The 20,333-nt window shown below is 65.3% G+C and carries 24 protein-coding genes and 2 pseudogenes; 8 read left to right on the top strand and 18 right to left on the bottom strand.

Annotated features, from left to right (window positions below):
- Positions 1–8: 8 nt before the first annotated feature.
- From traF to traJ, 4 genes are read right to left on the bottom strand one after another with little or no spacing between them, the layout of a single operon-like run.
- Positions 9–545, bottom strand: coding sequence for a conjugative transfer signal peptidase TraF (traF, locus tag L3V85_RS37265; protein ID WP_006122512.1), 537 nt, complete (start codon positions 543–545; stop codon positions 9–11).
- A complete protein-coding gene (locus L3V85_RS37260; RefSeq protein WP_000694765.1) occupies positions 542–2,455 on the bottom strand; it encodes a type IV secretory system conjugative DNA transfer family protein in 1,914 nt (637 codons plus the stop codon). The genes traF and L3V85_RS37260 overlap by 4 nt, the downstream gene beginning before the upstream one ends.
- Positions 2,452–4,692 carry a TraI/MobA(P) family conjugative relaxase gene (traI, locus tag L3V85_RS37255; RefSeq protein WP_011342947.1) on the bottom strand — a complete coding sequence of 747 codons (2,241 nt, stop codon included), beginning with the start codon at positions 4,690–4,692 and terminating at the stop codon, positions 2,452–2,454. Before traI ends, L3V85_RS37260 begins: the two co-directional genes overlap by 4 nt.
- A 34-nt stretch (positions 4,693–4,726) precedes the next feature.
- Complete coding sequence (traJ, locus tag L3V85_RS37250; RefSeq protein ID WP_000426567.1) at positions 4,727–5,101, bottom strand: conjugal transfer transcriptional regulator TraJ; 375 nt, start codon at positions 5,099–5,101, stop codon at positions 4,727–4,729.
- 373 nt (positions 5,102–5,474) lie between these two features.
- Here traJ and L3V85_RS37245 point away from each other — a divergent pair, with 373 nt between their 5' ends.
- From L3V85_RS37245 to L3V85_RS37235, 3 genes are read left to right on the top strand one after another with little or no spacing between them, the layout of a single operon-like run.
- Entirely contained in the window at positions 5,475–5,873 is a 399-nt protein-coding gene (locus tag L3V85_RS37245; RefSeq protein WP_001127128.1) for a TraK family protein, read from the top strand.
- Entirely contained in the window at positions 5,873–6,598 is a 726-nt protein-coding gene (locus L3V85_RS37240; RefSeq protein WP_001062597.1) for an ArsA-related P-loop ATPase, read from the top strand. Before L3V85_RS37245 ends, L3V85_RS37240 begins: the two co-directional genes overlap by 1 nt.
- Positions 6,598–7,038 (top strand): conjugal transfer protein TraM, encoded by a 441-nt coding sequence (locus L3V85_RS37235; protein ID WP_000718516.1) that lies wholly within the window; start codon positions 6,598–6,600, stop codon positions 7,036–7,038. The genes L3V85_RS37240 and L3V85_RS37235 overlap by 1 nt, the downstream gene beginning before the upstream one ends.
- Positions 7,039–7,240: 202 nt before the next feature.
- On the opposite strand, the gene kfrC is transcribed toward L3V85_RS37235, so the two are convergent.
- The 13 genes from kfrC to L3V85_RS37170 all read right to left on the bottom strand — a co-directional run bounded on the left by kfrC (position 7,241) and on the right by L3V85_RS37170 (position 15,501).
- Positions 7,241–7,894: an IncP plasmid survival protein KfrC gene (gene kfrC, locus L3V85_RS37230; RefSeq protein WP_000826922.1), complete on the bottom strand. Its 654-nt coding sequence runs from the start codon at positions 7,892–7,894 to the stop codon at positions 7,241–7,243.
- Between the two features lie 28 nt (positions 7,895–7,922).
- Positions 7,923–8,270, bottom strand: a complete 348-nt coding sequence (gene kfrB, locus L3V85_RS37225; RefSeq protein WP_000664557.1) for an IncP plasmid survival protein KfrB — start codon at positions 8,268–8,270, stop codon at positions 7,923–7,925.
- 170 nt (positions 8,271–8,440) lie between these two features.
- Positions 8,441–9,472, bottom strand: coding sequence for a DNA-binding protein (locus tag L3V85_RS37220; RefSeq protein WP_011342948.1), 1,032 nt, complete (start codon positions 9,470–9,472; stop codon positions 8,441–8,443).
- Positions 9,473–9,651: 179 nt separating this feature from the next.
- Positions 9,652–10,701, bottom strand: coding sequence for a transcriptional repressor gene korB (locus tag L3V85_RS37215; protein WP_011114060.1), 1,050 nt, complete (start codon positions 10,699–10,701; stop codon positions 9,652–9,654).
- The gene (locus L3V85_RS37210) at positions 10,698–11,462 is read right to left on the bottom strand and encodes a ParA family protein (protein WP_000855329.1); all 765 of its coding nucleotides are present in this window, start codon (positions 11,460–11,462) and stop codon (positions 10,698–10,700) included. The genes L3V85_RS37215 and L3V85_RS37210 overlap by 4 nt, the downstream gene beginning before the upstream one ends.
- Complete coding sequence (locus tag L3V85_RS37205) at positions 11,459–11,761, bottom strand: transcriptional regulator KorA (RefSeq protein ID WP_010890110.1); 303 nt, start codon at positions 11,759–11,761, stop codon at positions 11,459–11,461. Before L3V85_RS37205 ends, L3V85_RS37210 begins: the two co-directional genes overlap by 4 nt.
- A 113-nt stretch (positions 11,762–11,874) precedes the next feature.
- Complete coding sequence (locus tag L3V85_RS37200) at positions 11,875–12,405, bottom strand: DUF2761 domain-containing protein (protein ID WP_010890112.1); 531 nt, start codon at positions 12,403–12,405, stop codon at positions 11,875–11,877.
- A gap of 1 nt (position 12,406) precedes the next feature.
- Positions 12,407–12,736 carry a KleE stable inheritance protein gene (gene kleE / locus L3V85_RS37195; protein ID WP_010890113.1) on the bottom strand — a complete coding sequence of 110 codons (330 nt, stop codon included), beginning with the start codon at positions 12,734–12,736 and terminating at the stop codon, positions 12,407–12,409.
- Between the two features lie 144 nt (positions 12,737–12,880).
- Positions 12,881–13,096, bottom strand: coding sequence for a DUF2688 domain-containing protein (locus tag L3V85_RS37190; RefSeq protein ID WP_010890114.1), 216 nt, complete (start codon positions 13,094–13,096; stop codon positions 12,881–12,883).
- Positions 13,097–13,154: 58 nt separating this feature from the next.
- Complete coding sequence (gene kleA, locus L3V85_RS37185; protein WP_237680734.1) at positions 13,155–13,382, bottom strand: stable inheritance protein KleA; 228 nt, start codon at positions 13,380–13,382, stop codon at positions 13,155–13,157.
- A 159-nt stretch (positions 13,383–13,541) separates the two neighbouring features.
- On the bottom strand, positions 13,542–13,799 hold the full coding sequence (gene korC, locus L3V85_RS37180) for a transcriptional repressor KorC (protein WP_010890115.1): 258 nt from the start codon (positions 13,797–13,799) through the stop codon (positions 13,542–13,544).
- A gap of 16 nt (positions 13,800–13,815) precedes the next feature.
- Entirely contained in the window at positions 13,816–15,021 is a 1,206-nt protein-coding gene (locus tag L3V85_RS37175; protein WP_010890116.1) for a protein KlcB, read from the bottom strand.
- A 51-nt stretch (positions 15,022–15,072) separates the two neighbouring features.
- The gene (locus L3V85_RS37170) at positions 15,073–15,501 is read right to left on the bottom strand and encodes an antirestriction protein (RefSeq protein WP_001095942.1); all 429 of its coding nucleotides are present in this window, start codon (positions 15,499–15,501) and stop codon (positions 15,073–15,075) included.
- Positions 15,502–15,669: 168 nt separating this feature from the next.
- Between L3V85_RS37170 and L3V85_RS37165 the strand changes: the two genes are divergently transcribed.
- Positions 15,670–15,939, top strand: coding sequence for a ribbon-helix-helix domain-containing protein (locus L3V85_RS37165; RefSeq protein WP_001260984.1), 270 nt, complete (start codon positions 15,670–15,672; stop codon positions 15,937–15,939).
- Complete coding sequence (locus tag L3V85_RS37160) at positions 15,936–16,250, top strand: type II toxin-antitoxin system RelE/ParE family toxin (protein WP_010890153.1); 315 nt, start codon at positions 15,936–15,938, stop codon at positions 16,248–16,250. Before L3V85_RS37165 ends, L3V85_RS37160 begins: the two co-directional genes overlap by 4 nt.
- 962 nt (positions 16,251–17,212) lie before the next feature.
- Here the strand turns inward: L3V85_RS37160 and L3V85_RS37155 are convergent.
- A pseudogene (locus L3V85_RS37155) lies at positions 17,213–17,395 on the bottom strand (MerR family transcriptional regulator); the annotation flags it as partial.
- An 8-nt stretch (positions 17,396–17,403) separates the two neighbouring features.
- On the opposite strand from L3V85_RS37155, the gene L3V85_RS37150 reads away from it, so the two are divergent.
- From L3V85_RS37150 to L3V85_RS37135, 3 genes and pseudogenes are all read left to right on the top strand, one after another.
- On the top strand, positions 17,404–17,949 hold the full coding sequence (locus tag L3V85_RS37150) for an IclR family transcriptional regulator domain-containing protein (RefSeq protein ID WP_237680733.1): 546 nt from the start codon (positions 17,404–17,406) through the stop codon (positions 17,947–17,949).
- 92 nt (positions 17,950–18,041) lie between these two features.
- Positions 18,042–19,083, top strand: a pseudogene (locus L3V85_RS37145) (helicase/relaxase domain-containing protein); the annotation flags it as partial.
- A gap of 36 nt (positions 19,084–19,119) precedes the next feature.
- Positions 19,120–20,328: a GIY-YIG nuclease family protein gene (locus tag L3V85_RS37135; RefSeq protein WP_231403494.1), complete on the top strand. Its 1,209-nt coding sequence runs from the start codon at positions 19,120–19,122 to the stop codon at positions 20,326–20,328.
- Positions 20,329–20,333 lie beyond the last annotated feature (5 nt).

Here is a 20,333-nt window from a genome sequence, read left to right as displayed (position 1 = left end):
GTGTCTCCCTACCAGGTGATGACCGGACGGATCACGGTCTTGATTTGCGAACGATTGATCGGGCCGAAGTAGCGGCCGTCGAAGGATGTGGCGCTCACGTCCGACATAAGCAGCACCTCGGAATTGCCGAGCGTGTAGCTGTTGGACTGATAGCGCGGCAGCGGCCGACCGGCCTTGTCGGCCTTGATCGGCGCGCTGAGGGGCAGCAGCTCGCCGTTGACGCGCACGCCGTCATCGGCGACGGCGACGGCATCGTCTTTAGCGGCTAAAACGCGCTTCATCATGTAGCCGTAGCCGCCCTGGCAGAAGCCGGCCCCGATGTAGCCCCTCTCCTTGGCGTCATCGAACACGCCGAGCTGCGGCGGGCAGAAGAGGACGTAGGCCCCCTTCTCCACCGGCGCGCTGCTCGTCCAGTACAGGCCGACCGGAATGCTCTTGGTGGTGTTCACGCGGGCACCGGCGGCATAGCCGCCGGCGGCCAGCAGCAGGGCGGCCACGCCCGCGATGACGACGCCTGCCGCGATGCGTTTCAGGATGCGGCTCATATCGTGATGCCCTCCCCTTCCGTCTCGGCCTGTGCGACGGCGCGCAGGCGGTCGCTGACCTTGGGCGCAGGGATCGCGGCGCGTGCCGAGAACACTGGGTCTTTGAAGTACAGGGGTTGCTTGCCGTAGATCGCCGGGTAGCCCGCGACGTAGATCACCATGTCGCCGGCTTCTTCGATCTCGCCCTGGGCGTTCTTCTTTGGCCCCGGCATGCGCAGGCATTCGTCGGGCGTCAGCAAGGGCCGCTGCACTTCCTGGTAAGTGCGCGACACCTGGCCCAGCATCGCCGCCGTGCGGCGGCCGCTGGTCGTGATCTGCTCCTTCACCACGGTGGTCTGCCCGGTGAGGCGGGACAGGTGTTCGGCCGTCTCGACGCGGTTGGGCGGGTAGGCGTTCTGCACGTGGCAGTTCGACGTGATGCTTTCGTCGTGGCCGTAACCCGTCTCGCGGCTCTTGAGCTGGTTAATGTCCTGGCAGATGAGGTAGCACTTGATGCCGTAGCCGGCCACGAAGGCCAGCGACTCTTGCATGATCTCCAGCTTCCCGAGGCTCGGGAACTCGTCCAGCATCATCAAGAGCCGGTGCTTGTAGTGCGCCACCGGCCGGCCGCCCTCGAAGTCCATCTTGTCGGCCAGCAGGCGCACGATCATGTTCACCATGACGCGCACCAGCGGCCGCAGGCGGGCCTTATCGTTGGGCTGGGTGACGATGTAGAGGCTTACCGGGTCGTCCTCGTGCATCAACTGCTTGATGCGGAAGTCCGACCGGCTGACGTTGCGGGCCACCACGGGGTCGCGGTACAGGGCCAGGTACGACTTGGCCGTGGACAGCACCGATCCGGCTTCTTCCTCGGGCCGATCCATCATGTCGCGGGCCGCCGAGCCGATGGCGTGATGGTTCTGGCCGTCTACGTGCCCGTAGGTCGCCATTTCCATCCAAAGCTCGCCAATGTCCCGGTTCGGGTCGGCCAGCATCGCATCGACGGACGGCAGCGTGGCGGTGCCGCCATCGTCCTTGGCCTTGTACAGCGCGTGCAGGATCACGCCGACCAGGAGCGCGAAGGCGGTCTTCTGCCAGTGCGAGTCCAGGCCCTTGCCGTCCGGGTCAACGATCAGCGTGGCAAGGTTCTGCACGTCACCCACCTCGTATTCGGTGCCGAGGCGGATTTCGTCCAGCGGATTCCAGCAGACGCCGCCCGAGGTGCTGGCCGGCTCGAAGCGCAGCACCTTGTTCTTGGCGTGCTTCTGCCGCCAGCCGGCGGTCAAGGCCCACAACTCGCCCTTCAAGTCGGTGATGACGCTGCTCGCGCCCCACGACAGCAGCGTGGGCACCACCAGGCCGACGCCCTTGCCCGAGCGCGTGGGCGCGTAGGTCAGCACGTGCTCGGGGCCGCTGTGCCGCAGGTAGAAGAAATTGCCGTCCTTGTCCTGCCAGCCGCCCACGTACACGCCGGTAGCCGTGGGTGCGGCCTTGCCGGTGACGATCTCCAGGACGTTGCGCTCGCGTGGCAGCAGGCCGGCCGCCTGAATGTCCTTCTTCTCGGCCCAGCGGGCCGAGCCGTGCAGGTACTCGTTCGCCTTCGAGCTGTTGGACGTGACGACCTTCGCCACGGCCACGCCCAGCAGGCCCACGGTCGAAACCAGCATCCCCATGCTGCCGGCCTTCATGATCTCGTCCGGGTACTGGCTGTACCACTTGTACGTCCAGTGCAGGATCGACCAGGGCGCGTACACGTGGCCCACGTTGGGGCCGAGGGTCGCGTGATAGGCGAACGTGTGGGCGAAGAACTGCGTCGCGGCCTGGAGGCCGCCGACCATCGAGGCCGCGCCCAGCACCGGCAGCAGCTTGCTCGGCTTCGGTTTGGCGGTTCGGACTTGCGGCCCTACCGCGTTGTTCATCTTGATCTTCATCTACTCCTTCCTTTCGACGTTTTGATGGAGCCTTTCGCGGTGATCGAGACGGCATCGCCGACCGCGATGCGCGTCAAGCGCCGGGCCGTGGCCTGGTCGATGGGCATAACCATGACCTCATCACCTCGTTTCAAGAGGGCCAGCGCCTGGCCCTCGATAGTCCTGGTGCCCTGGAACGTGAGCGCACCATCACCGGCAGTATATCGGGAATGCTTCGGTATATCGAAACCTTTTAGGCGCTTTGCCTCGCGTTCGGCGATGTACTTGTCGGCGGCGGCGACGCCCGGCGGCGTCTGGCCTACTCCTGTTCCTGGCCGAGAAATTCCCCGTCGCAGTGCGTGATCTGGTTGGGTTCCTTGCTGCTCCACGTGACGAGGAACATCACGCGGCAATAGCACTTCACTTCCGCCGGCGATGCGAACCACACCGAGTTCGGACAGTGCTCGCAAACGGTGCTGGCTTTGGGGCGGCGGTTTTCTTCCAAGGCGTCCAACGTCGGGCTTCCGGTGGACGGTGGCGGCGTGAAGGCCGGCGTCGGCGCGGTCGCCTCGGCCGGCGGCTGGCCGGCCGTCGCCTGCTCGGGCGACGGCTGCGGCTCCGGTAGCGTGCTGGTCGGCAGCGGGCCGCTGTCCAGGGCCGCCAGCGCCGCGTCCAGTTCGTCCTCGATGCTCTGGTCTTTCGGTTCGCTCATGGGTGTTCTCCTTGTTCAAAAGCGCCTGCCGCCGGCTCTCAAGAGCCGGATCGGTGAAGGTGATGGGTAGCTGGGAATCGACGGCGGCGCGGATCATCTGCGCCTTGAACTCCACCGTGCCGTTGACGGTGATGCGGTTGCCGTAGCGTTGCATCGCCAGGCGCAGGGCTTCTTGCAGCCCTTCGCGCGTGGCCTCGCGGGAGACTTGCAGGCGGTCACCGTCATCGCGCACGGCGCTCATGCCGGCGCGGAAGATGATCGTCCCCTTCTTCGTGATGTTGTCCACCGCCGGCGCGTGGCCGGGCTTCGCCTGGCCCTCGCCCCGGATGGTGTTGCCCTTGAGGCCCTGGGCCGCCTCGCGGGCGCGCAGGGCGGCCAGGGCGTCGGCGCCGCCGTGCTGCGCCTCCTTCTTGAGCCAGTCGGCCCACGTGCGCCGGCTGTGCTCGGCGTAGAGGGCCGTGCGCTCCTGCTGGAACTGCTTGTTGATCGCCTGGATTTCGCTGCGCAGGGCCTTGCTCGCCTGGGCGTACAGCAGCTTCTTGTTCGCGCGGCCCTCGCCGACCACCTTAATCGTGGCGCGGCGCAGGCGGTTCGACCTCTTGGCCGCCTCGATCAGCCGATCCTTGCGATGCCGGGCGCGCTCCAGGGCCTGGGCGCGCGCCGTGGTCAAGCTCTGCTGCTCGGCCTTGTACTTCGCGTACAGCTCCACGGTGTTGACGCGAAGGCGGATGGGGTCTTTGCGGTACTGCCGCTTCGCGGTGGTTTGCGCCTGCCGTTCGGGCGAAGCCTCGAACGGGCCAAGCCGCGCCTCCAGGCTCGGCTTGGAAAGGTCGCGGGCTACTGTGCTCGCCTTCACCATCGTTCCGTCGCCGGCCTCGAACACGAGGCCATTGGCGCGGACGCGCAGCTCCATTCCGTTGTCGCGCATGACCTGGTGCAGTTCCTGCCAGGACTGCGCGCCCTTGATCTCGTCCAGGCACTCGCGCTTGATCCAGCCGACCAGGCTTTCAACGCCGGCATGCCGCTCCATGTCGGCGGCCCGGCCCTCCGCGCCGCGCTTGCGCGGCTCGTGGTTGTCGCGCTCCAGGCCGTAGTCGCGCTCCAGGGCCGTGCAGAGTTCCGCCAGCGCCCGGTGCGGGTAGTACGGCTCGTGCATCGTGTGCCGCGTCGGGTGAATCTTGTTGATGGCGATGTGGATGTGCAGGTTGTCGGTGTCGTTGTGGACGGCACTGATTCGCTGATGCTCGCCATAACCCAGCCCGACGCAGATGCGTTCCTCAATCGCGCGCAAGGTGTCGGCGCTGGGCTGCTCGCCGGCCCGGAAGCTGACGATCAGGTGGTAGGTCTTGTCGCCCTTCGCGCGGGTGTTCGTGTGCTGGGTCGCCAGCACCTCCGTGATGGCGTCCTGGATGGAACCGGCTTCGCAGTTCGTCGCCTGCACGTGGCCCAGCCGGTGGTCTTTGCTTTGGGCGTCGGTGATGTAGTTCGCCAGGCCCGCGAAGTCGCTCTTGCCAAGCGAGCGCATCGGCACGTGCTTGGCGATCATGGCCGCCCCTCCGGCTTTTTAGCCGCTAAAGAAGTCAAGGCTCGGCCCTCGGCTGAACCACGGCCTTCATGATCCGGCTCATTTCGTCCTGGGTGGCCTCGATCCGGCCCAGCAGGGCCAGGATGGTCGCCTCGCCGAACTGGAGCGTTCGCACGTCATCGGTCAGCCAGAGCTTGAGCAGGCCGCCAAGGCGGCCAAGGTCGCCGTTGACGCGCACCAGCTCGCGCACGTGCTGGTAGTCCATGACGCCCTTGATCTGGTAGCCCTGGCCCACGTCGCGCAGATAGCGCGCCACGCTGACGCCCGCCCTCTTGGCGTTCGCCTCGATCTCGTCTTTCTCTTCGGGGAACACCGGCACCCGCAGGTGCTGCCGCCGCCGGCGGCCGTGTTCCTTTTCGTCGTTCTCCATGCCTCGCCTCGTCTCTCATGCCGGCGGTAGCCGGCTGCCTCGCAGAGCAGGATGACCCGTTGAGCGCCCCCGGCGCGAATAAGGGACAGTGAAGATAGATAACCGGCTCGCCGGTTAGCTAACTTCACACATCCTGCCCGCCTTACGGCGTTAATAACACCAAGGAAAGTCTACACCAGCCATTACGATTTATCCGCAACTATCGCGCTATCAGGCCGCAAAAGCAGCAACGGATATAGCGAAACCCGCCACAATGGCCCATAATGCCGCTATCGAAGCGTGCCAATGCACGCCGATAGCGGACTTTTTGCGTTTCCGTAGCGCCGCTTAGTAGCGTTACATTTGCGATGAGAGGATTAGATGGACGAACACGATGCCAAAGACCTACCCCGAAGAGCTGGCTGAATGGGTGAAGGGACGGGAAGCCAAGAAGCCGCGCCAGGACAAGCACGTGGTCGCGTTCCTGGCCGTCAAGAGCGACGTTCAAGCGGCGCTCGATGCGGGCTATGCGATGAAAACGATCTGGGAGCACATGAAGGAAACCGGCCGGCTGCGCTGTCGGTACGAAACCTTCACCCAGCACGTGAAGCGGTACATCAAGGCCGCGCCGGTAGCTTCCCCGCCGCCTCCCGCCACTCCCCCGGACAGCCAGCCCAAGGGCGCGAAGCCCGAGCCGAAGGCCGCCCCGCCGGCCTCGGAATCCAAGAGTGAGCCACCCAAGATCGGCGGCTTCACGTTTGATGCGACTCCAAAGAAAGAGGATTTACTGTAATGGCGAAAATTCACATGGTTCTGCAAGGCAAGGGCGGCGTCGGCAAGTCGATGATCGCGGCCACCATCGCGCAGTACAAAGCCGGCAAGGGACAGAAGCCGCTTTGCATCGACACCGATCCGGTGAACGCGACGTTCGAGGGCTACAAAGCCCTCAACGTGCGCCGGCTCAACATCATGGACGGCGACGAGATCAACACCCGGAATTTCGACGCCCTGGTCGAGATGATCGCGTCGGCCGAGGGCGACGTCATCATCGACAACGGGGCCAGCTCGTTCGTGCCGCTGTCGCACTACCTCATCAGCAACCAGGTGCCGGCGCTGCTCCAGGACATGGGCCACGAACTCGTGGTGCATACGGTCGTCACCGGCGGCCAGGCCCTGGTGGACACGGTGAGCGGCTTCGCCCAGCTCGCCAGCCAGTTCCCGGCCGAATGCCTGTTCGTGGTCTGGCTGAACCCGTATTGGGGGCCAATCGAGCACGAGGGCAAGGGGTTCGAGCAGTTGAAGGCGTACACGGCCAACAAGGGCCGTGTGTCCGCCATCATCCAGATTCCGGCGCTGAAAGAGGAAACCTACGGCCGCGACTTCGCCGAAATGCTCCAGGATCGGCGCACCTTCGATGAGGCCCTGGCCGATTCGGCGCTCACGATCATGACGCGGCAGCGGCTCAAGATCGTGAAAACCCAGCTCTTCGCCCAGCTCGAAAACGCGGCGGTGCTCTGATGGCGGCCGACGACAAGATCGAGGAGCTGATACGGGAGATCGCGGCCAAGCACGGCATCGCCGTGGGCCGCGACGATCCGATCTTGATCCTCCAGACCATCAACATGAAGCTGATGCAGGACAGCGCATCGGCCCAGCAGGAAATCTTGGACGCCTTCAAGTCGGAACTGGAGTCCATCGCCCACCGATGGGGTGATGACGCCAAGGGAAAGGCGGAAAGGACGCTCAACGCGGCGTTGGCGGCCAGCAAGGACGCCATGACGCGGGGAATGCAGGAGGGCGCGAAGGCGGCCGCCGAGGCCGTGCGGCGTGAGGTTGAGGCGGTGACGGCGCAGCTCGTCGCGCCGATCCGCGAGGCGCGGCGCGTCGCCATGATGAACATGGTCGCGGCCGGCATGGCGGTCGTGGCCGCCGGCCTGGCCCTGTGGGCCTCGCTGTAGATGGCGATGCGGGATCTCATCGTCAGAACTGGCGATGGTCGACCGCGCCGGCGGCATCGCCAGGTTCGGCGATGCTGGCCAGCTCCCGGCATCGTCGCTTGTGACGATGCTGCAGGATGATTCCGCCAGGCCCTCGGCGGGCCTCCCTCGCCAGAAATGGCGATGCTCGAGAAAAAAGCCCGGCGACCGCCGGGCTTCGTTTTTATGCGGGCCTGGCTGACAGGCCCAAGGACTGCGATCTCCCTGGCCGCTCCTGGGCCTGGGATTGCTTGCGCTCCTGCTCCTGCTTGCGCATCAGCAGCTCATGCCGGCGGGCGGCCTCGCGCATGGCATCCCAATCGGAAGCCAGCTCGGGGTTCTCGGCGCGCATCTTGCGCGTCGCCAGCTCTTCGATCTTCGGCGAGTGCAGGCCCATGCCTTCCTTGATCTCGCGGACGGCCTCCAGGCGCGCGTGAAGCGTCTGCAAGCGGGCCTGCTGCTGCGCCTGCTGGTTCTGCCAGGCTCGCTTAGAGCCGGGCAAGGAAAGCCGGCCAGGCGCGGACGCCTGGGTCTGCTGCAAGCGGGCCTGCTGCCGGTCGATCAGGTTTTCTAGCCTGTCCTCGATGTGCTCCACCTGGTCGTGCTTGGCCTGCACGTAGAGCGCCAGGGTTTCGGGGTAGGACTGCTCGACCGGGGCCGCCTCTAGGGTGGCCTGCTGCTCGATCTCGGCCGCCTGGGCGGCCTCCAGCAAGTCGGCTCCGGTGTCCTCGCGCGAAGCGCCGAAGGCGGCACCGCCGAGGGTGGCCGGCGCGCTGACGCGGGCCGGCTTGGTGGCGCGGCTCTCGGTGCCGCTGCCGGGGATGGTGAGTCGTTTCAAGGGCGTGCCTCCTTTTTAGCCGCTAAAGCTACATGGAGCGCCCCCGCGTCAGTTTCGGGGCCTCTGCGGCGACTGCCGCCTTGCCCTGGGCGTTGTAGCTGATGCTCTTTGCGCTCCCAATTTCAGGTACTTTATCGAAATCTGACCGAGCGTGCATGACAAAGTTCTTGCCGATCTGCTGGTACACGTTGGTGGCGTCGGCATGAACGATCACGCCGGCGTGGGTCTGCTTCTTGTCGGCCGCTTGGGCCGTGTACAGGTTGTAGATGCCGGGCTTCAACGCGCCCGCCTTGTCTACTTTCTGATTCGTCCAAGCGCCGTCCTTTTCGGCCTGAACGATGCGTTGACCGTTCATGACCAAGAGGCGTTCTTTCATCGGGCACTCCTATGGTTGCCGTGGTTCTCAAAAGGGTGATGGTGGCCCCATGCAAGCCGCGCTCCAACAAAAAAGCCGACCTCGGCAAAGCGAGGCCGGCTCTTCCCAGCGGCCGGGTTGTGCGTTTTGTCAGGGTTCCAGGGTAATTTTAAGGAAAACCAACCGATTTATCAGGTCTTTTTGCGTCCGCCGCTGGTCGGATCGGCCGCCCGGCCTTGCGCCATGACGGTTTCCAGGGCCTCCAGCCGGCCGCGAAGCCCGGCCGCTTCCTCGCGGGCCTGGGCAGCGTCGCGCTTCGCCTGGTCGCGCTCGCCCTGGGCGGCGGTCAGCCGCTCGGCCTGGCGGTGTGCCTCGGCCGCCATCGCCTTGCGCTGCTCCTGGTGGGCCTGCTCGGCCGCCTCGGCCTTGGCCTGCACCTTCACCAGCTCCGCGCGCACCTGGTCGCGCTCGGCGGCGGCCACCTCGGTGGCCTTCCGCTGCTCGGCCTGAGCGGCGCGCGCCTGGTCGGTCGCCTGGTTCGCCCGCTCCAGGTCGGCACGCAGCTCGCCGGCGCGGCGCTCGATCTCGGCGGTACGGCTGTTCGCGGCCGCGAGGTCGGCCCGCAGGGCCTCCACCTGGTCGGCGCTGGCCGTGGCCCTCTCCTGGGCCTTGTCGCGCTCTGCGCGCGCCTGGCGGGCTTCCTGATGGGCGTGATCCAGCTCCGTGCGCAGCTCGCCGGCCCTGGCCTCGGCCGTGGCCGCGCGCTCGCTGGTCGCCGCGAGCTTGCCGCGCAGCTCGTCGGCCTCGCCCTTGGCGGCCGCCTCGACGGCCTCCAGGGCCGCGACGCGGGCCTTGGCCTCGTCCAGCTCGCCGGTGAGCTGGTCGGCCAGCTCTGCGGCTTCCTGGCGCGCTGCTTCCGTCTCCTGGCGCACGGCCTCCAGCGCCTCGCGCTCGGCGGCCAGGCGGTTGTTCGCCATTTCCAGCGCCACGGCCCACAAGTCGCCGCCCAGCTCGGCCAGCTTGTCGGTGATCGCCTGCGGTGCCGGCTCGCGGATCGGGGCGGCCTGGCTGGCCTTGCGTGCGCGCCACTCGTTCATCGCCTCGCTGATGGTGGTGAAGCTGCCGCTGCCGAGCTGCTTGCGCACGTTCGCCAGCGTGGGGTTCTGGCCGGCCGCGTCCAGTTCGTCGGCCACCGCAAATATCTGCTCCTTCGAGATCGCCATGTCGGGCCTCCTTTGGCCGGTTGTATGTTGTAGCGTGTAGCATACTACAACATACAACACTACGCAAGCGGTTTAGCTGAACTTTTTTTAGCGGCTAAAACGCGGGCAAAAAAAAGCCCCGCTCGATGGCGGGGCGATGGGTGGGGGTCGGTGGTCGGCGATGCCCGGCGCTGGGCGTGTCAGCCCTCCAGCAGCGCGACAAGCTGCACGGTGCCAAGGTCGGCCTCGAACTCCTGGCCGTCATCCTCGTATTTGAGCCAGGCCCAGCCCTCGGCCGGGGGCCGGCGGTTGAGGATCAGCCGTGCCGGCCGGTCGTCGTGCTTGACCTGTATGATGGCCTTCTTGAGCTTGTCGGGGTCGGCCTCCTTCGGCTCCTTCTTCCCCTTGGCGTCATCATCCTGCGGCCCCTGCTCGCCGTCGCCGGCCTCGGCGTCGGTCTTGCCGGTCAGCGCATCGACGGTGTTGGGATCACGGTCGCCGTCCTCGTGACTGCGCTTGTCCTCCAGGAACTCGCGCAGCAGCTTCACCGAGCCGCGCGTCAGCTCCTGGCTGTCGTCGGCCAGCCAGGCGGCCACCTCGTCGGGGTTCTTCTTGTAGGCCGTCACCAGCTCGTTGATGACAGTCACGTCCTTGCCCCGGCCGCTATTGAACGCCTCGGCAATGGGTTCGGGCAAGTCCAGCAGCGTGACGTGCTGCGTGACGAAGGCCGGCGACTTGCCGATCTCCTTGGCGATCTCGCCCTTCTTCTTGCCCTTCGCCAGCTCGCGGCCGATGAAGTCGGCGATCTCACGCGCCGTCAGCTCGTTGCGTTGCAGGTTCTCGATAACCTGGTCGGCCTCGTTGTAGTCGTTGTCGATGAAGGCCGGGATCGTGGTCTTGTGCGCCCACTTCGAGCCGCGATAGCGCCGCGCGCCGTGGTTGATGAGGTAGCGCCCCGGTGCGTCCGGGTTCTCGCGCACGCTGATGGGCGACTTCACGCCGCGCGCTTTGATGGTCTCGCCGATCTCCGCGATGCTCTCCGGCGAGAAGCCGGGGTTGTCGGCCGTGCGCGGCTGGTGTGGGTCTTCGTCGATCAGGTCAAGCGGCAGCTCCTGCGGGCCTGCGCCGCCGGCGTTGGCCGCCGGCTGCTCGTTCAGCAGGCCGGCCAGGTCGCCCAGCCCGTCCAGGCCCAGCCCGGACGATTGCGGCTTGTCCTGCTCCTTCTTCTTGGCGTTGGTCTTGGCGCTCATTGCGCGATCTCCATCTTCGTGAACACGTAATCCGCCAGCGCACGCACCTCCTGGGTGGCCTTCCGCGCGGCGGTCTTCTTGATCTTCCACACCGGCATCTGCTCGCCCAGCGCCTCGGCGATGCTGTCACGCGCGCCGATGCTGAACGGCAAGATGAGCTGCGGGTATGCCTGCTGCAACGTCGCCAGGTTGTTGACGTGGCGCGGCTTCCGCGCGTCCACCTTGTTCGGCACCATGCCGAGGAAGCGCAGCTTGGGGTTCTGCTTGCGCAGGTTGCTGATGACCGCGACCATCTTCTTCATGCCCTGCAAGCTGTACGCCTCCATTTCGATGGGCGACAGCATGTAGTCGGCCGTCAGCACGGCCGCCGTCATGGCGACGCCAAGGGAGGGGGCCGTGTCGATCAGGCACACGTCGAAGAACTCGCCCAGCGCGGCCACACTGGCCCGCAGCGCGGCGGCCGCCTGGGAAAGCTCCATCTTGTCCAGGTTCGCCAGGTTGGCGTCTGCCGCGATCAGCGCCAGGCTCTCGCCCTCGCGCTTGCCGAACCAATACCGCAGGTCATCGGTGTCGCCGGTGAACAACTGGCTGGCGAGGTAGCCCGATTGGTACGCCGACAGCGTGAACGATGCGTTGCCCTGGGTGTCCAGGTCGATCACGGCCACGCGAAGGCCGCGCTCCAGGAAGTCGAATGCCAGGTGGCAGGTGGCGAACGTCTTGCCTTGACCGCCCTTCTGAATTGCCGTGACCAGTGTTTTCATGACTTGGGTTCCTGTTTCCTCTTGGCGTCTGCTTCCCACTTCTTGACGATGAACGCTTGATGCTCCGGCAGTACCGCCGTCACTCGCTCGAAGCCCTCGGGGAGCTGTTCCCCTGCTGCTGCCCATACGCGACTGACCGCCTGCGACACCGCCCCCTTGGTCAGCCCCAGCGAAGTGACAAACTCCGCCTGGGGCCGGCCATCGACCAGCACGCCGCGCGCTATGTCGATGGTCTGCTGCCCGATCTCCAGCCCCTTGATGGCCGTCTGGAATTGGGCTTCGGTTAGCCGTTTCTTCATGGATTGCACCCATAACACTCCACACCCGGTTTGTTGAACAAATGGCGGTGCCAGCCGCCGACCATGTGCAGAAGTTTAGCTAAACCATGCGAAGCCGTCAAGCGTTTTAGCGGCTAAAAATTTGTTCGCGCCTTGTCGATGGCCGATGCCGTTGCGGCCGTCGCCCGCGCCTGTCGCCAGTGGTCGGAATCCACCGCGCACGCGCAAAGCGTGGCCCCGTCCTGGTCGTAGAACACGGCCGGCCGGCCCTCCACCTTCGCCTCGATGCGCAGCGCCTTGGCAGGCAGGCCCAGCCCGTCCGCGATGACGGCCAGGGTGGCGCGCTGCAAGGCCAACTCTTCCCCCTTGGCGTCAATGAGCTGTGCCGCATGGGCGGCACTCAGGAAGAACGTCATCAGCGGGCCTACGGTGCGCGTGCCGCCGCTGGCAAAGCACACGTCGAAGGAACCGCCGCCCACGTGCGGATCGACGCCCTCCACGAGACGCCAGGGGTCAAGGCCCCATTCTTCGGATTGCGCGCTGTACCAGTAGGCCGGCGCGTCGCCGTTCAAGTCGCTGTCCGCGTACTCGCGCACCATGACGGCCACGCGGCCAGTGGTCGGCTCCACGAAGCCAGGCGGGTAGGGGAGGGTCTGCTTTGCCATGTCAAAGCCCTTTCGGTTTGTAGATCGAAACGAAGTAGGTGATCGCGGTCAGTGCCGCGAAGTACGCCAGGAACGACCAGCCGGCATACACGCCAGGCGTGTTCCAGTGGTAGAGCATCCGCACGAACTGGAAGAAGGTGATGATCGCCAGCACCCACTTGAGCACCGGCCAGACCAGCACGGTCGCCACCCATACGAACTTGACCAGGCCGGCCACCAGGCCCCGGCCTTCGGCCTTGGGTGCGGCAGGCGCAGCAGCGGGCGCGGCAGGCTGCACCGGCTCGGGAGCCGGCGGCTTGCTCGCCCTGGGGAACTTGACGATGTTGGACATGGCTTGACCCTCCACGCGGTTACGTGTTGAATGCTGGATGCTCCCACTCGGAAGCATGGTTACGGTGTGCCAGCACCAGGCCAAGCGCCCCGGATCACTCCGGGGCGTTCCTCCACCTGGGGCCGTCGAACGTGTGGAATGCCGTCATTGCAGCGTCGCTCCGCTCATGCGTCGCACGGCCGCCGCCAGCAGCATTTCCGTCAGCTCGTTATCTTCCTCCGGCGTGATGCAGCCGCCGCAGATGCTGCCGAACTTCTCGCGGGCATCATCGGCGCCGATGATGGTGTGGCTCAAGGTTCGGATGCTCTTGCCGCAGCGCCGGCAGCACGTCTCGATGATCTCGATCTTGCCTTTGCTCATGGGACTGTTTCCTCTTGGCGTTCCGTTGATGACCCGGCCGAAGCCGGGCCGCCTTCCCTTACCAGCCGACGCTGCGCTTGGCCTGCTCGACCGCTTGGCTCGACCATTCGCCCTTGGCACTGGCCTCCAGGCTCAAGGCGGCGAAATAGGCTTTGCCGCGCAGCTCTTCCGCCTGCTTCACCAGCTCGGCCATCGTGGCCTCGATCTGGTCGCGGCGGGCTTGGAAGTCGGTGGCTTCCACATTCGGCAGGGCGTCAACCCAAGGCATGATCTTGTTCTTGCTCATCGGAACCTCTCCGGTAATCGACCTGGGCGGAATGCCCGGCCTTCAAGTGCTATATTAGGACAAAATGTCCTAGCCTGTCAAGCACTTTAGCTAAACTATTTTCGCTTTACCGTAGTCCGATGCCTAGCACTTTAGCCGCTAAAGCCTCTTTCCCTGGCGTCAAACCTCTTTCCAGATCAGCCCGAGGCCGGCGTAGTCGCACAGCAGCGCCCACGCGGCATAAGGGATCGGCGTGTCCTCGCCCACCCATCGCCGGATCGTCCGGTCGCCCTTCGGGCCGAGGCCCAGCACCTTCGCGGCTTTGCCGCCGGTGAGGCCCGCCAGGCGCAGCACCTCGCGCACCTCTTCGCCGCTCGGCTGCGCCCACCGCTCGGCCGGCTTCAAGCACTCCAGCCGGATATTGGCGTCGTTCGTCATTCGTTTCTTCTCCTGGTCACGTGATAAGCCGCAGTTGGTCGAATCCGTAGATCGACTGAATGCAGCTCGGGTCTGAATCCACCACACGGCGGCCCGCGCGGTTGGTCTTGTATGTCACCGGCCGGTCGTCATGCGCCCACACCTGGCGGGTGTCTGGATGCACCTTCACGATGATGACGCGCTTGCCGATCTCCTTGGCGAACACCGGATGGTGGACGCTCACGATCTCGCACCGTTGGCCTGGTGCGGGCGTGAACTCCACCAGGTCGGCCGGGCCTGCATCGCCATTCCTGGCGGTGCTGCAGGATGCTTCGCCTGCGCCCGGCATCGTCGCTTCTGGCGATACAGGCCCAGCCTCGGCCTTGCAATCGTCAGCTTTGGCGGTGCTGCAGCGCATCGCCGTTTCCGCCGATGCGGGATCTCGCTCGCGGCCCCCGGCCTTTCCCTTGGCGTTCGACCTGGCGGCCCTGGCCGCCTTGACCTTGCCCGCCGCCTCGGCCGCCCAGCGCCGCGCGATGAACGCCTTGTGCGCCGGCAGCACCACATCGACCAAGACGAAGCCCGGCGGGATCGTCACGGTCGCCGGCTCGCGCCGCGCCGGCGGCACCAGGCCGGCCAGCCAATCGGGCAGGGGAGCGTCGGCCAAGCGGTCGCGGTAGTTGGCCTCGATCAACACCGGCCGCTTCTTCTCGGCCAGCATGGCCGTCAGGATGCCGCGCGCAACCTCGTCCACGGTCATGCAGCCCCGCGCCGTGTCGAAGTGCGAGCGATAGCCCGTCGCCGAGATAAACGGCCTGTCCAGGTCAACCGCGTGGAACTGAAAATGCGCGTTGAGCGGCCCGCCATAACCGGCCTCGTACTCCACCAGGGCGCGCACGTCGCCCGCCACGGCCAGGAACTGGCCGCGCTGGCCCCACAAGGGCACGTCCCCCGGCACCGCAGCGCAATGCCGCTCGATGACGCGGCCGGCGGCCTCGTCGTCGGCCATGCACCCGAAGTTCGTGCCGCCGTTCAGCTTCCAGATGATCGCCTCGTATCGGTCGCCGGCCAGCTCGGCCGCCGCCCCGTCGCCGCGCATGACAGCCGCGTCGATCTCCACCACGGCCGCAACGGCCGCAGCCAGCAGGCCGTCACGGTCTGCCGGCAGCTCGGCCAGCAGCTCGGCCGCCGGCGCGCTCCAGTCCTGGCCCGTCTGGGCCGGTTGCTTTGTTCGCTTCGCCATCGCTTGACGTGCTCCTGGTGCAGCCCCGGCCGGAGCCGGGGCCGCCCCTCATCAGTCAATAGCCCGGTAGATCGCAGCGGCCTCGGGGTGGCCGGCCGCGAAGCCGCGCAGGAAGTGATAGCGGTCGATCAGGGCGTCGGCCGCGTCCGTGCCGGCGATCTCGGCCGCGAGCTGGCCGAGCGCGAACAGGGTTGCGACAATGCCGGCGGCGTCGGCCGACAGTTCGCCCCGGAAGCCGTTGCCGTCTACCTCGATCTCCAGGCGCTCGGCCAGGTCGGGGGCCAGGTAGAAACCGCCGTCCGACAGGGTGTAGTAGTGCCAATACGCGCCGTTGTAGCGTTCGCAGAGCCGGCGCAGCCAGGCGTACACAAGGGCCTCGCCGCGCATCATCAGGCGCGGGCCGAAGTAGGTAGGCAAGAAGTCGAGGCGCTGGGCCTCGGCGACCAGGGAAGCGGTGACGGGTTGGTCTTGGGTGTTCATCGGAACTCTCCGGTAGTTGACCTGGGCGACATGCCCGGCCTTCAAGACGTATATTAGGACAAAATGTCCTAACCTGTCAAGCACTTTAGCTAAACTTTAGCCGCTAAACTGGACTTCGCCCCCTTGGAGTGATAGGATTGAATCCTATTGAACCGAATGGAGGCCGCCATGCGAACCACCCAGCAACTGAGCATCACCCTGCCGAACGACATGGCCGACGTGGTGAAAACGAAGGTCAAGACCGGGGAGTACGCGAGCGAAAGCGAGGTCATCCGCGACGGCCTGCGTGCGCTACTCGCGCGTGATCGCGCCGTCGAGTCCTGGCTTCACAACCAGGTCGGCCCGGCGTATGACGCCCTGAAAGCCGATCCCTCCCGAGCCGTCACCGCCGACCAGGTGCGCGCCCGCCTGGCCGCCGAGCATGCGAAGGCGCAATGAGCTACGCGGTCGTCTTCTCGCCCGAGGCCGAAGAGCAGCTTGCCGAGCTGTACCGCTACATCGCGGCGGCGGCGTCGCCTGACGTTGCCGCTCGCTACACCGAGGCAATCGTCACCTACTGCGAAAGCCTGCGCACGTTTCCACTGCGCGGCACCATGCGCGACGATGTGCGGCCCGGCCTGCGCATCACGAACTACCGCAAGCGCGCCGTGATCGCCTTCGATGTGGCCGGCGATCTGGTTTCCATCATCGGCGTGTTCTACGGCGGGCAGGACTACGAGACGATCCTGCACGACGACGCGGACGACTGAATTCCCCCGCTTCTTGACACTTGAGGGGCGCAATCACGCCCTGGGCCTGGCAGGCCGACCCCTCCCTTGGCGTTCAACCTTGCGGCCTTCGAGCTGGAGCCATCTTCCGACTTGGCGACGGCGCAGGAGTCACCGCGGCCTTGACAGTTGGGGAGTCCAGAGGGGGCCTTGGCCCCCTTTGGAAGAGCACGAACTTCTGCCAGGCGCTTGCGCCTGGCTATGGTCAGCCGTAGCGCCGTAGGCGCTCCATTCTTGGGGTGAAGGCCGTAGGCCGAGGGGCAACGCCCCTGGGGGGATGGGAGGCCGCTTTAGCGGCCGGGTGGGATCGAGAAGGGGGGGCACCCCCTTCGGCGGCCGATCATTCTGCGGGGCACCTTGGGCCGGTTTGCCGCTTTTTTCGACACCCGGTTATAACAACTAGGTTTAATATAAAGGTTATGAAGGGTTAAAAGCCGGTTAGCTTGACCGGAAAACGCGCGCAAGCCGTTGATACGCCAAGGAAAAGGCTCGAAGGGCCGCCCCTCAAGTGTCAATGGATAAGCCCCTCAAGGGTCAATAGTCTGCCCGTCAAGTGTCAAGGATCGCGCCCCTCATCTGTCAGCACCCCCGCCCCTCAAGTGTCAGTACGGCAAGGGCCTTGCCAACAGGCTTATCCACAACTTCTGTGGATAAAGCCAGCCCGATCAAGCACATAGGCCGCCTCGACGGCCTCCGGCGCGGCTCCAGCCGGCCGATTTCGAGGCCGGCCCCTCATCTGTCAGCATCGCGCCGGGGTGCGCTGCCCCCCAAGTGTCAAGAAACGCCCCTCAACTGTCACCAGCCGGCGTTTTGTCCCCAAACGATCCACAAGGGGGAACCGCAGAATTCGGAAAAAATCGTACGCTAAGCTAACGGTGTTCTCGTGACAGCTCTTTGACTAGGCTTTCTAAGGGGTCGTCTCAGAAAACGGAAAATAAAGCACGCTAAGGCATAGCCGAACCTGCCAAGCTTGCTCCACCCTGTAGTGACGCGATCAGCGGGCAGGAAACGTTCCCCCTTCGCGCATGGCAGGCGCACACCAACTCAGACAGCACGGCCTCCATGCGCGCCAGGTCAGCCATTTTCTCGCGCACGTCCTTGAGCTTGTGCTCGGCCAGACTGTCGGCGACCCATCATGACGAAACTGGTAAACGAGGTGAAGGAGAACTGTTCAGCCGCGACGTTAGATGGACCGTACGCCGTCTACGTTGTCCGCATTCGCAGCGATGAGCGCATCGTAGATGTAAGTCGTACAGTGGGCAGCCGCATCCCCGCTTACTGCACGTCACTTGGCCGGGTACTTCTCGCAGCGGAGCCGACATCGGTACAAGAAAAATTGCTGAATGAGCTTCCCAAAGTGGCGCTGACCCCTCTAACGGTCACTGACAATCAGGCCCTGATGGAAATACTTGCAGAGGTCAAGCTGCAGGGTTGGGCGCTTGTCGAGGAGGAGCTGGAAGTTGGACTCTGTTCGCTTGCCGTTCCTGTGCACGACCGGCGCGGCCAAGTGGTTGCGGCTTTGAATATCAGCGTGCAGGCGAGCCGCGTCAGCAGCGAGGAGCTCAGAGACAGGTACCTTAATTCTCTTCGCGGCGCTGCTACAGTTATCTCACGAGCGTTTGCTGCACGCGAGATTGGGGTAGAGCAAGCAGTCGTGTCACCAGCCGCCACCTTGGAGTAAGCCGGAACCCCAGAAATTTCCGTCAAGCAATCAACATGTTTTGTCTCGCGCCCGGTCGATACGCTCCGCCGTGGCGGCCTGGCGCTTGACGGGCCAGGCTGTATCGGGTGCCACTGGAGCGCTACGCCGAGCTGGTCCAGCATTTTCCGGCTTCGGAAAGCTACCACCACGCCTACCCGGGCGGCATGCTGGACCACGGCCTGGAAATCGTGGCCTACGCGCTGAAGCTGAGGCAATCCCATCTCCTGCCGGCCGGTGCCACGCCGGAAGCCCAGGCCGCCCAGGCCGAAGCCTGGACTGCGGGCACCGCCTACGCAGCACTGCTGCACGACATCGGCAAGATCGCCGTCGACCTGCATGTCGTTTACGCCGACGGGACGGTCTGGCACCCCTGGCACGGCCCGCTGCGGCGGTCAGGCCGTACCGCTACCGGACTGACCGCGAATACCGTCTGCACGGCGCCGCCACCGGGCTGCTCTACGTCCTGGCCGGCCAGTTACGAGCATGCTGGCACGCTCTGCGAGCTGGTCATCCAGGCCGACCAGGCCTCGGTTGCCCAGGAACCTGGCGGCGATCCAGGTAAGGCATTGGCGGCGCCCAGGCACGCGCTGCAGCGCAAGCTGCTGGACGGCCTGCGCTATCTACTCGGGAGGAATTCAAGCTGAACCAGCCCCAGGGCTCGGATGGATGGCTGACCCAGGACATCGACGGCATTCCGTCGAACAGCACGGCGGTGTTCAACGTCCTGCAGGACCATGGCATTGTCCTGGCCACGCCGGATGGCAAGGCGATCTGGAAGGCCACCGAGTCTCTTCCTCCAACCATGGAAGCGCCGTCCCTCGAATCTGTTGAATCGGTGACACTGATCTACACGCCATTACCGGCACCTGCGTGGCCGTCCATGCAAAGCAGGAACAGTTGGCCGATTGGCAATGGGTGCAGAAACGATTCGAGAAGCTGCAACTGCACCGCAAGCAACCGAACGGTCTGAGCATCTGGACCTGCACGGTCACCAGGCCGCGGAAATCGCGGCGCCTCCACGGCTACTTGCTGAAATATCCACGAGTTCTGTTCAACAACACGCCGCCAGACAATCCATATCTGGCACTATCACCCGCCACCAGCCCTGAGTAGGCTCGATGTCGGCCTTGATTTCCGTAAGTACTGCCCTTGAAGAAAAACAGCAATGGTCTGGACGCCAGCACACTCGGCAAGATCGTTCTGGCCCGATGCCTGGAACAGCCGCTGGGCGCCTACGAACGCTCAGTCGGGCGCATCGAAGCCTCGCTCCCGTTCCGCGGCGCAAGCTGGGTGAAGCCTGCCTCGATTCCGGGTGCGATTTTCGATGCGGACCTCGCCACGCGTCATTCCGCCCCCGCCACCCTCGGCAGGGTCGTTCGTCACGAAGGCGGGCTCGTCTTCATGTATCGGCATGAGGTTCTCGGACGCGAATATCGGTTCGACGAGACAGCGATCGGGGATATGCGCGCATCCGGCGCCATCGCCGGCGACCAGATCGCGCTGCTCCATCGTCTGCGCCTCGTCAATAGCCGCAACCGACTCACCCATGCACTGATGAATTCGTTGCTGGACGCACAGCGCGACTTTCTCGCCACGGGCGATCCGCTCGCGCTCGCCCCCTTGCCGCAGGTGCACCTGTCGAGACGCATTGGCGAACGAGTGGAGTTGCCCATGGTGGCAGATGCAGGCCGCATTTCCCGGCTCGTGCGCGGCCTTGCCATCACGATGCCGGACGGCAAGACATTGCCCCTGTCCAGACTATTCCCCAGCGAACGGCAACTGCATTGTCATCGACTTGATTTGTTGGTAAAAAGCGAGAAACAACTGCTTCTTGCAGGTGAGATTGCGCGCCCATGGTCCGACGCACAGCTTGCCGCGCTTCTGGAGCAACAACACGGAACCCGCCTTTCGCGGCGATCGATCGCCGCCATCCGTCACCAGCTCGCGCTTCCCGACTGCCGCCGTCGCGCGGCGCTTGCGGACTACCGGATGGCAACGGAGGGATTTTCCGCGTTGCTGCCCCTGACGCCGTCGGTGCTCGCGGTGCATGTGCCATGCCGGGCAGGTGTCTACGAGATTCGCGCGCCGGTCGCCGTCGAGAACCGATGTCCCGCCGACGCGGTCGAGCGACTGCCGGTGGTGTATATCGGCTCGACACAGGGCTTGCGCAAGCGCCTGGCTGATCACCTGCGGGGCAGCAGTGGTAACATGATGCTTCACCGCCATCTGGCGGAAGGGAGGGCGAAGGTGAGGTTCCGGATCGTCGAGGAAAACTGGCGCGGCCTCGAACGGCGGCTGTATCTCGCGTACCGCGAGACCTTCGGCGTCCCGCCGCCGTGCAACCGGATGAGTCCATGAACAAC

The organism is Variovorax paradoxus (genome assembly GCF_022009635.1).
Classification (GTDB): domain Bacteria; phylum Pseudomonadota; class Gammaproteobacteria; order Burkholderiales; family Burkholderiaceae_C; genus Variovorax.
Note: the sequence above shows the minus strand (reverse complement) of the source record. Positions and strands in the feature narration are given on the sequence as shown.

Coding starts and splice junctions, on each gene's coding strand:
- traF (WP_006122512.1), bottom strand. CDS start 545: ATGAGCCGCATCCTGAAACGCATCGCGGCAGGCGTCGTCATCGCGGGC.
- L3V85_RS37260 (WP_000694765.1), bottom strand. CDS start 2,455: ATGAAGATCAAGATGAACAACGCGGTAGGGCCGCAAGTCCGAACCGCC.
- traI (WP_011342947.1), bottom strand. CDS start 4,692: ATGATCGCCAAGCACGTGCCGATGCGCTCGCTTGGCAAGAGCGACTTC.
- traJ (WP_000426567.1), bottom strand. CDS start 5,101: ATGGAGAACGACGAAAAGGAACACGGCCGCCGGCGGCGGCAGCACCTG.
- L3V85_RS37245 (WP_001127128.1), top strand. CDS start 5,475: ATGCCAAAGACCTACCCCGAAGAGCTGGCTGAATGGGTGAAGGGACGG.
- L3V85_RS37240 (WP_001062597.1), top strand. CDS start 5,873: ATGGCGAAAATTCACATGGTTCTGCAAGGCAAGGGCGGCGTCGGCAAG.
- L3V85_RS37235 (WP_000718516.1), top strand. CDS start 6,598: ATGGCGGCCGACGACAAGATCGAGGAGCTGATACGGGAGATCGCGGCC.
- kfrB (WP_000664557.1), bottom strand. CDS start 8,270: ATGAAAGAACGCCTCTTGGTCATGAACGGTCAACGCATCGTTCAGGCC.
- L3V85_RS37220 (WP_011342948.1), bottom strand. CDS start 9,472: ATGGCGATCTCGAAGGAGCAGATATTTGCGGTGGCCGACGAACTGGAC.
- L3V85_RS37215 (WP_011114060.1), bottom strand. CDS start 10,701: ATGAGCGCCAAGACCAACGCCAAGAAGAAGGAGCAGGACAAGCCGCAA.
- L3V85_RS37210 (WP_000855329.1), bottom strand. CDS start 11,462: ATGAAAACACTGGTCACGGCAATTCAGAAGGGCGGTCAAGGCAAGACG.
- L3V85_RS37205 (WP_010890110.1), bottom strand. CDS start 11,761: ATGAAGAAACGGCTAACCGAAGCCCAATTCCAGACGGCCATCAAGGGG.
- L3V85_RS37200 (WP_010890112.1), bottom strand. CDS start 12,405: ATGGCAAAGCAGACCCTCCCCTACCCGCCTGGCTTCGTGGAGCCGACC.
- kleE (WP_010890113.1), bottom strand. CDS start 12,736: ATGTCCAACATCGTCAAGTTCCCCAGGGCGAGCAAGCCGCCGGCTCCC.
- L3V85_RS37190 (WP_010890114.1), bottom strand. CDS start 13,096: ATGAGCAAAGGCAAGATCGAGATCATCGAGACGTGCTGCCGGCGCTGC.
- kleA (WP_237680734.1), bottom strand. CDS start 13,382: ATGAGCAAGAACAAGATCATGCCTTGGGTTGACGCCCTGCCGAATGTG.
- korC (WP_010890115.1), bottom strand. CDS start 13,799: ATGACGAACGACGCCAATATCCGGCTGGAGTGCTTGAAGCCGGCCGAG.
- L3V85_RS37175 (WP_010890116.1), bottom strand. CDS start 15,021: ATGGCGAAGCGAACAAAGCAACCGGCCCAGACGGGCCAGGACTGGAGC.
- L3V85_RS37170 (WP_001095942.1), bottom strand. CDS start 15,501: ATGAACACCCAAGACCAACCCGTCACCGCTTCCCTGGTCGCCGAGGCC.
- L3V85_RS37165 (WP_001260984.1), top strand. CDS start 15,670: ATGCGAACCACCCAGCAACTGAGCATCACCCTGCCGAACGACATGGCC.
- L3V85_RS37160 (WP_010890153.1), top strand. CDS start 15,936: ATGAGCTACGCGGTCGTCTTCTCGCCCGAGGCCGAAGAGCAGCTTGCC.
- L3V85_RS37150 (WP_237680733.1), top strand. CDS start 17,404: ATGACGAAACTGGTAAACGAGGTGAAGGAGAACTGTTCAGCCGCGACG.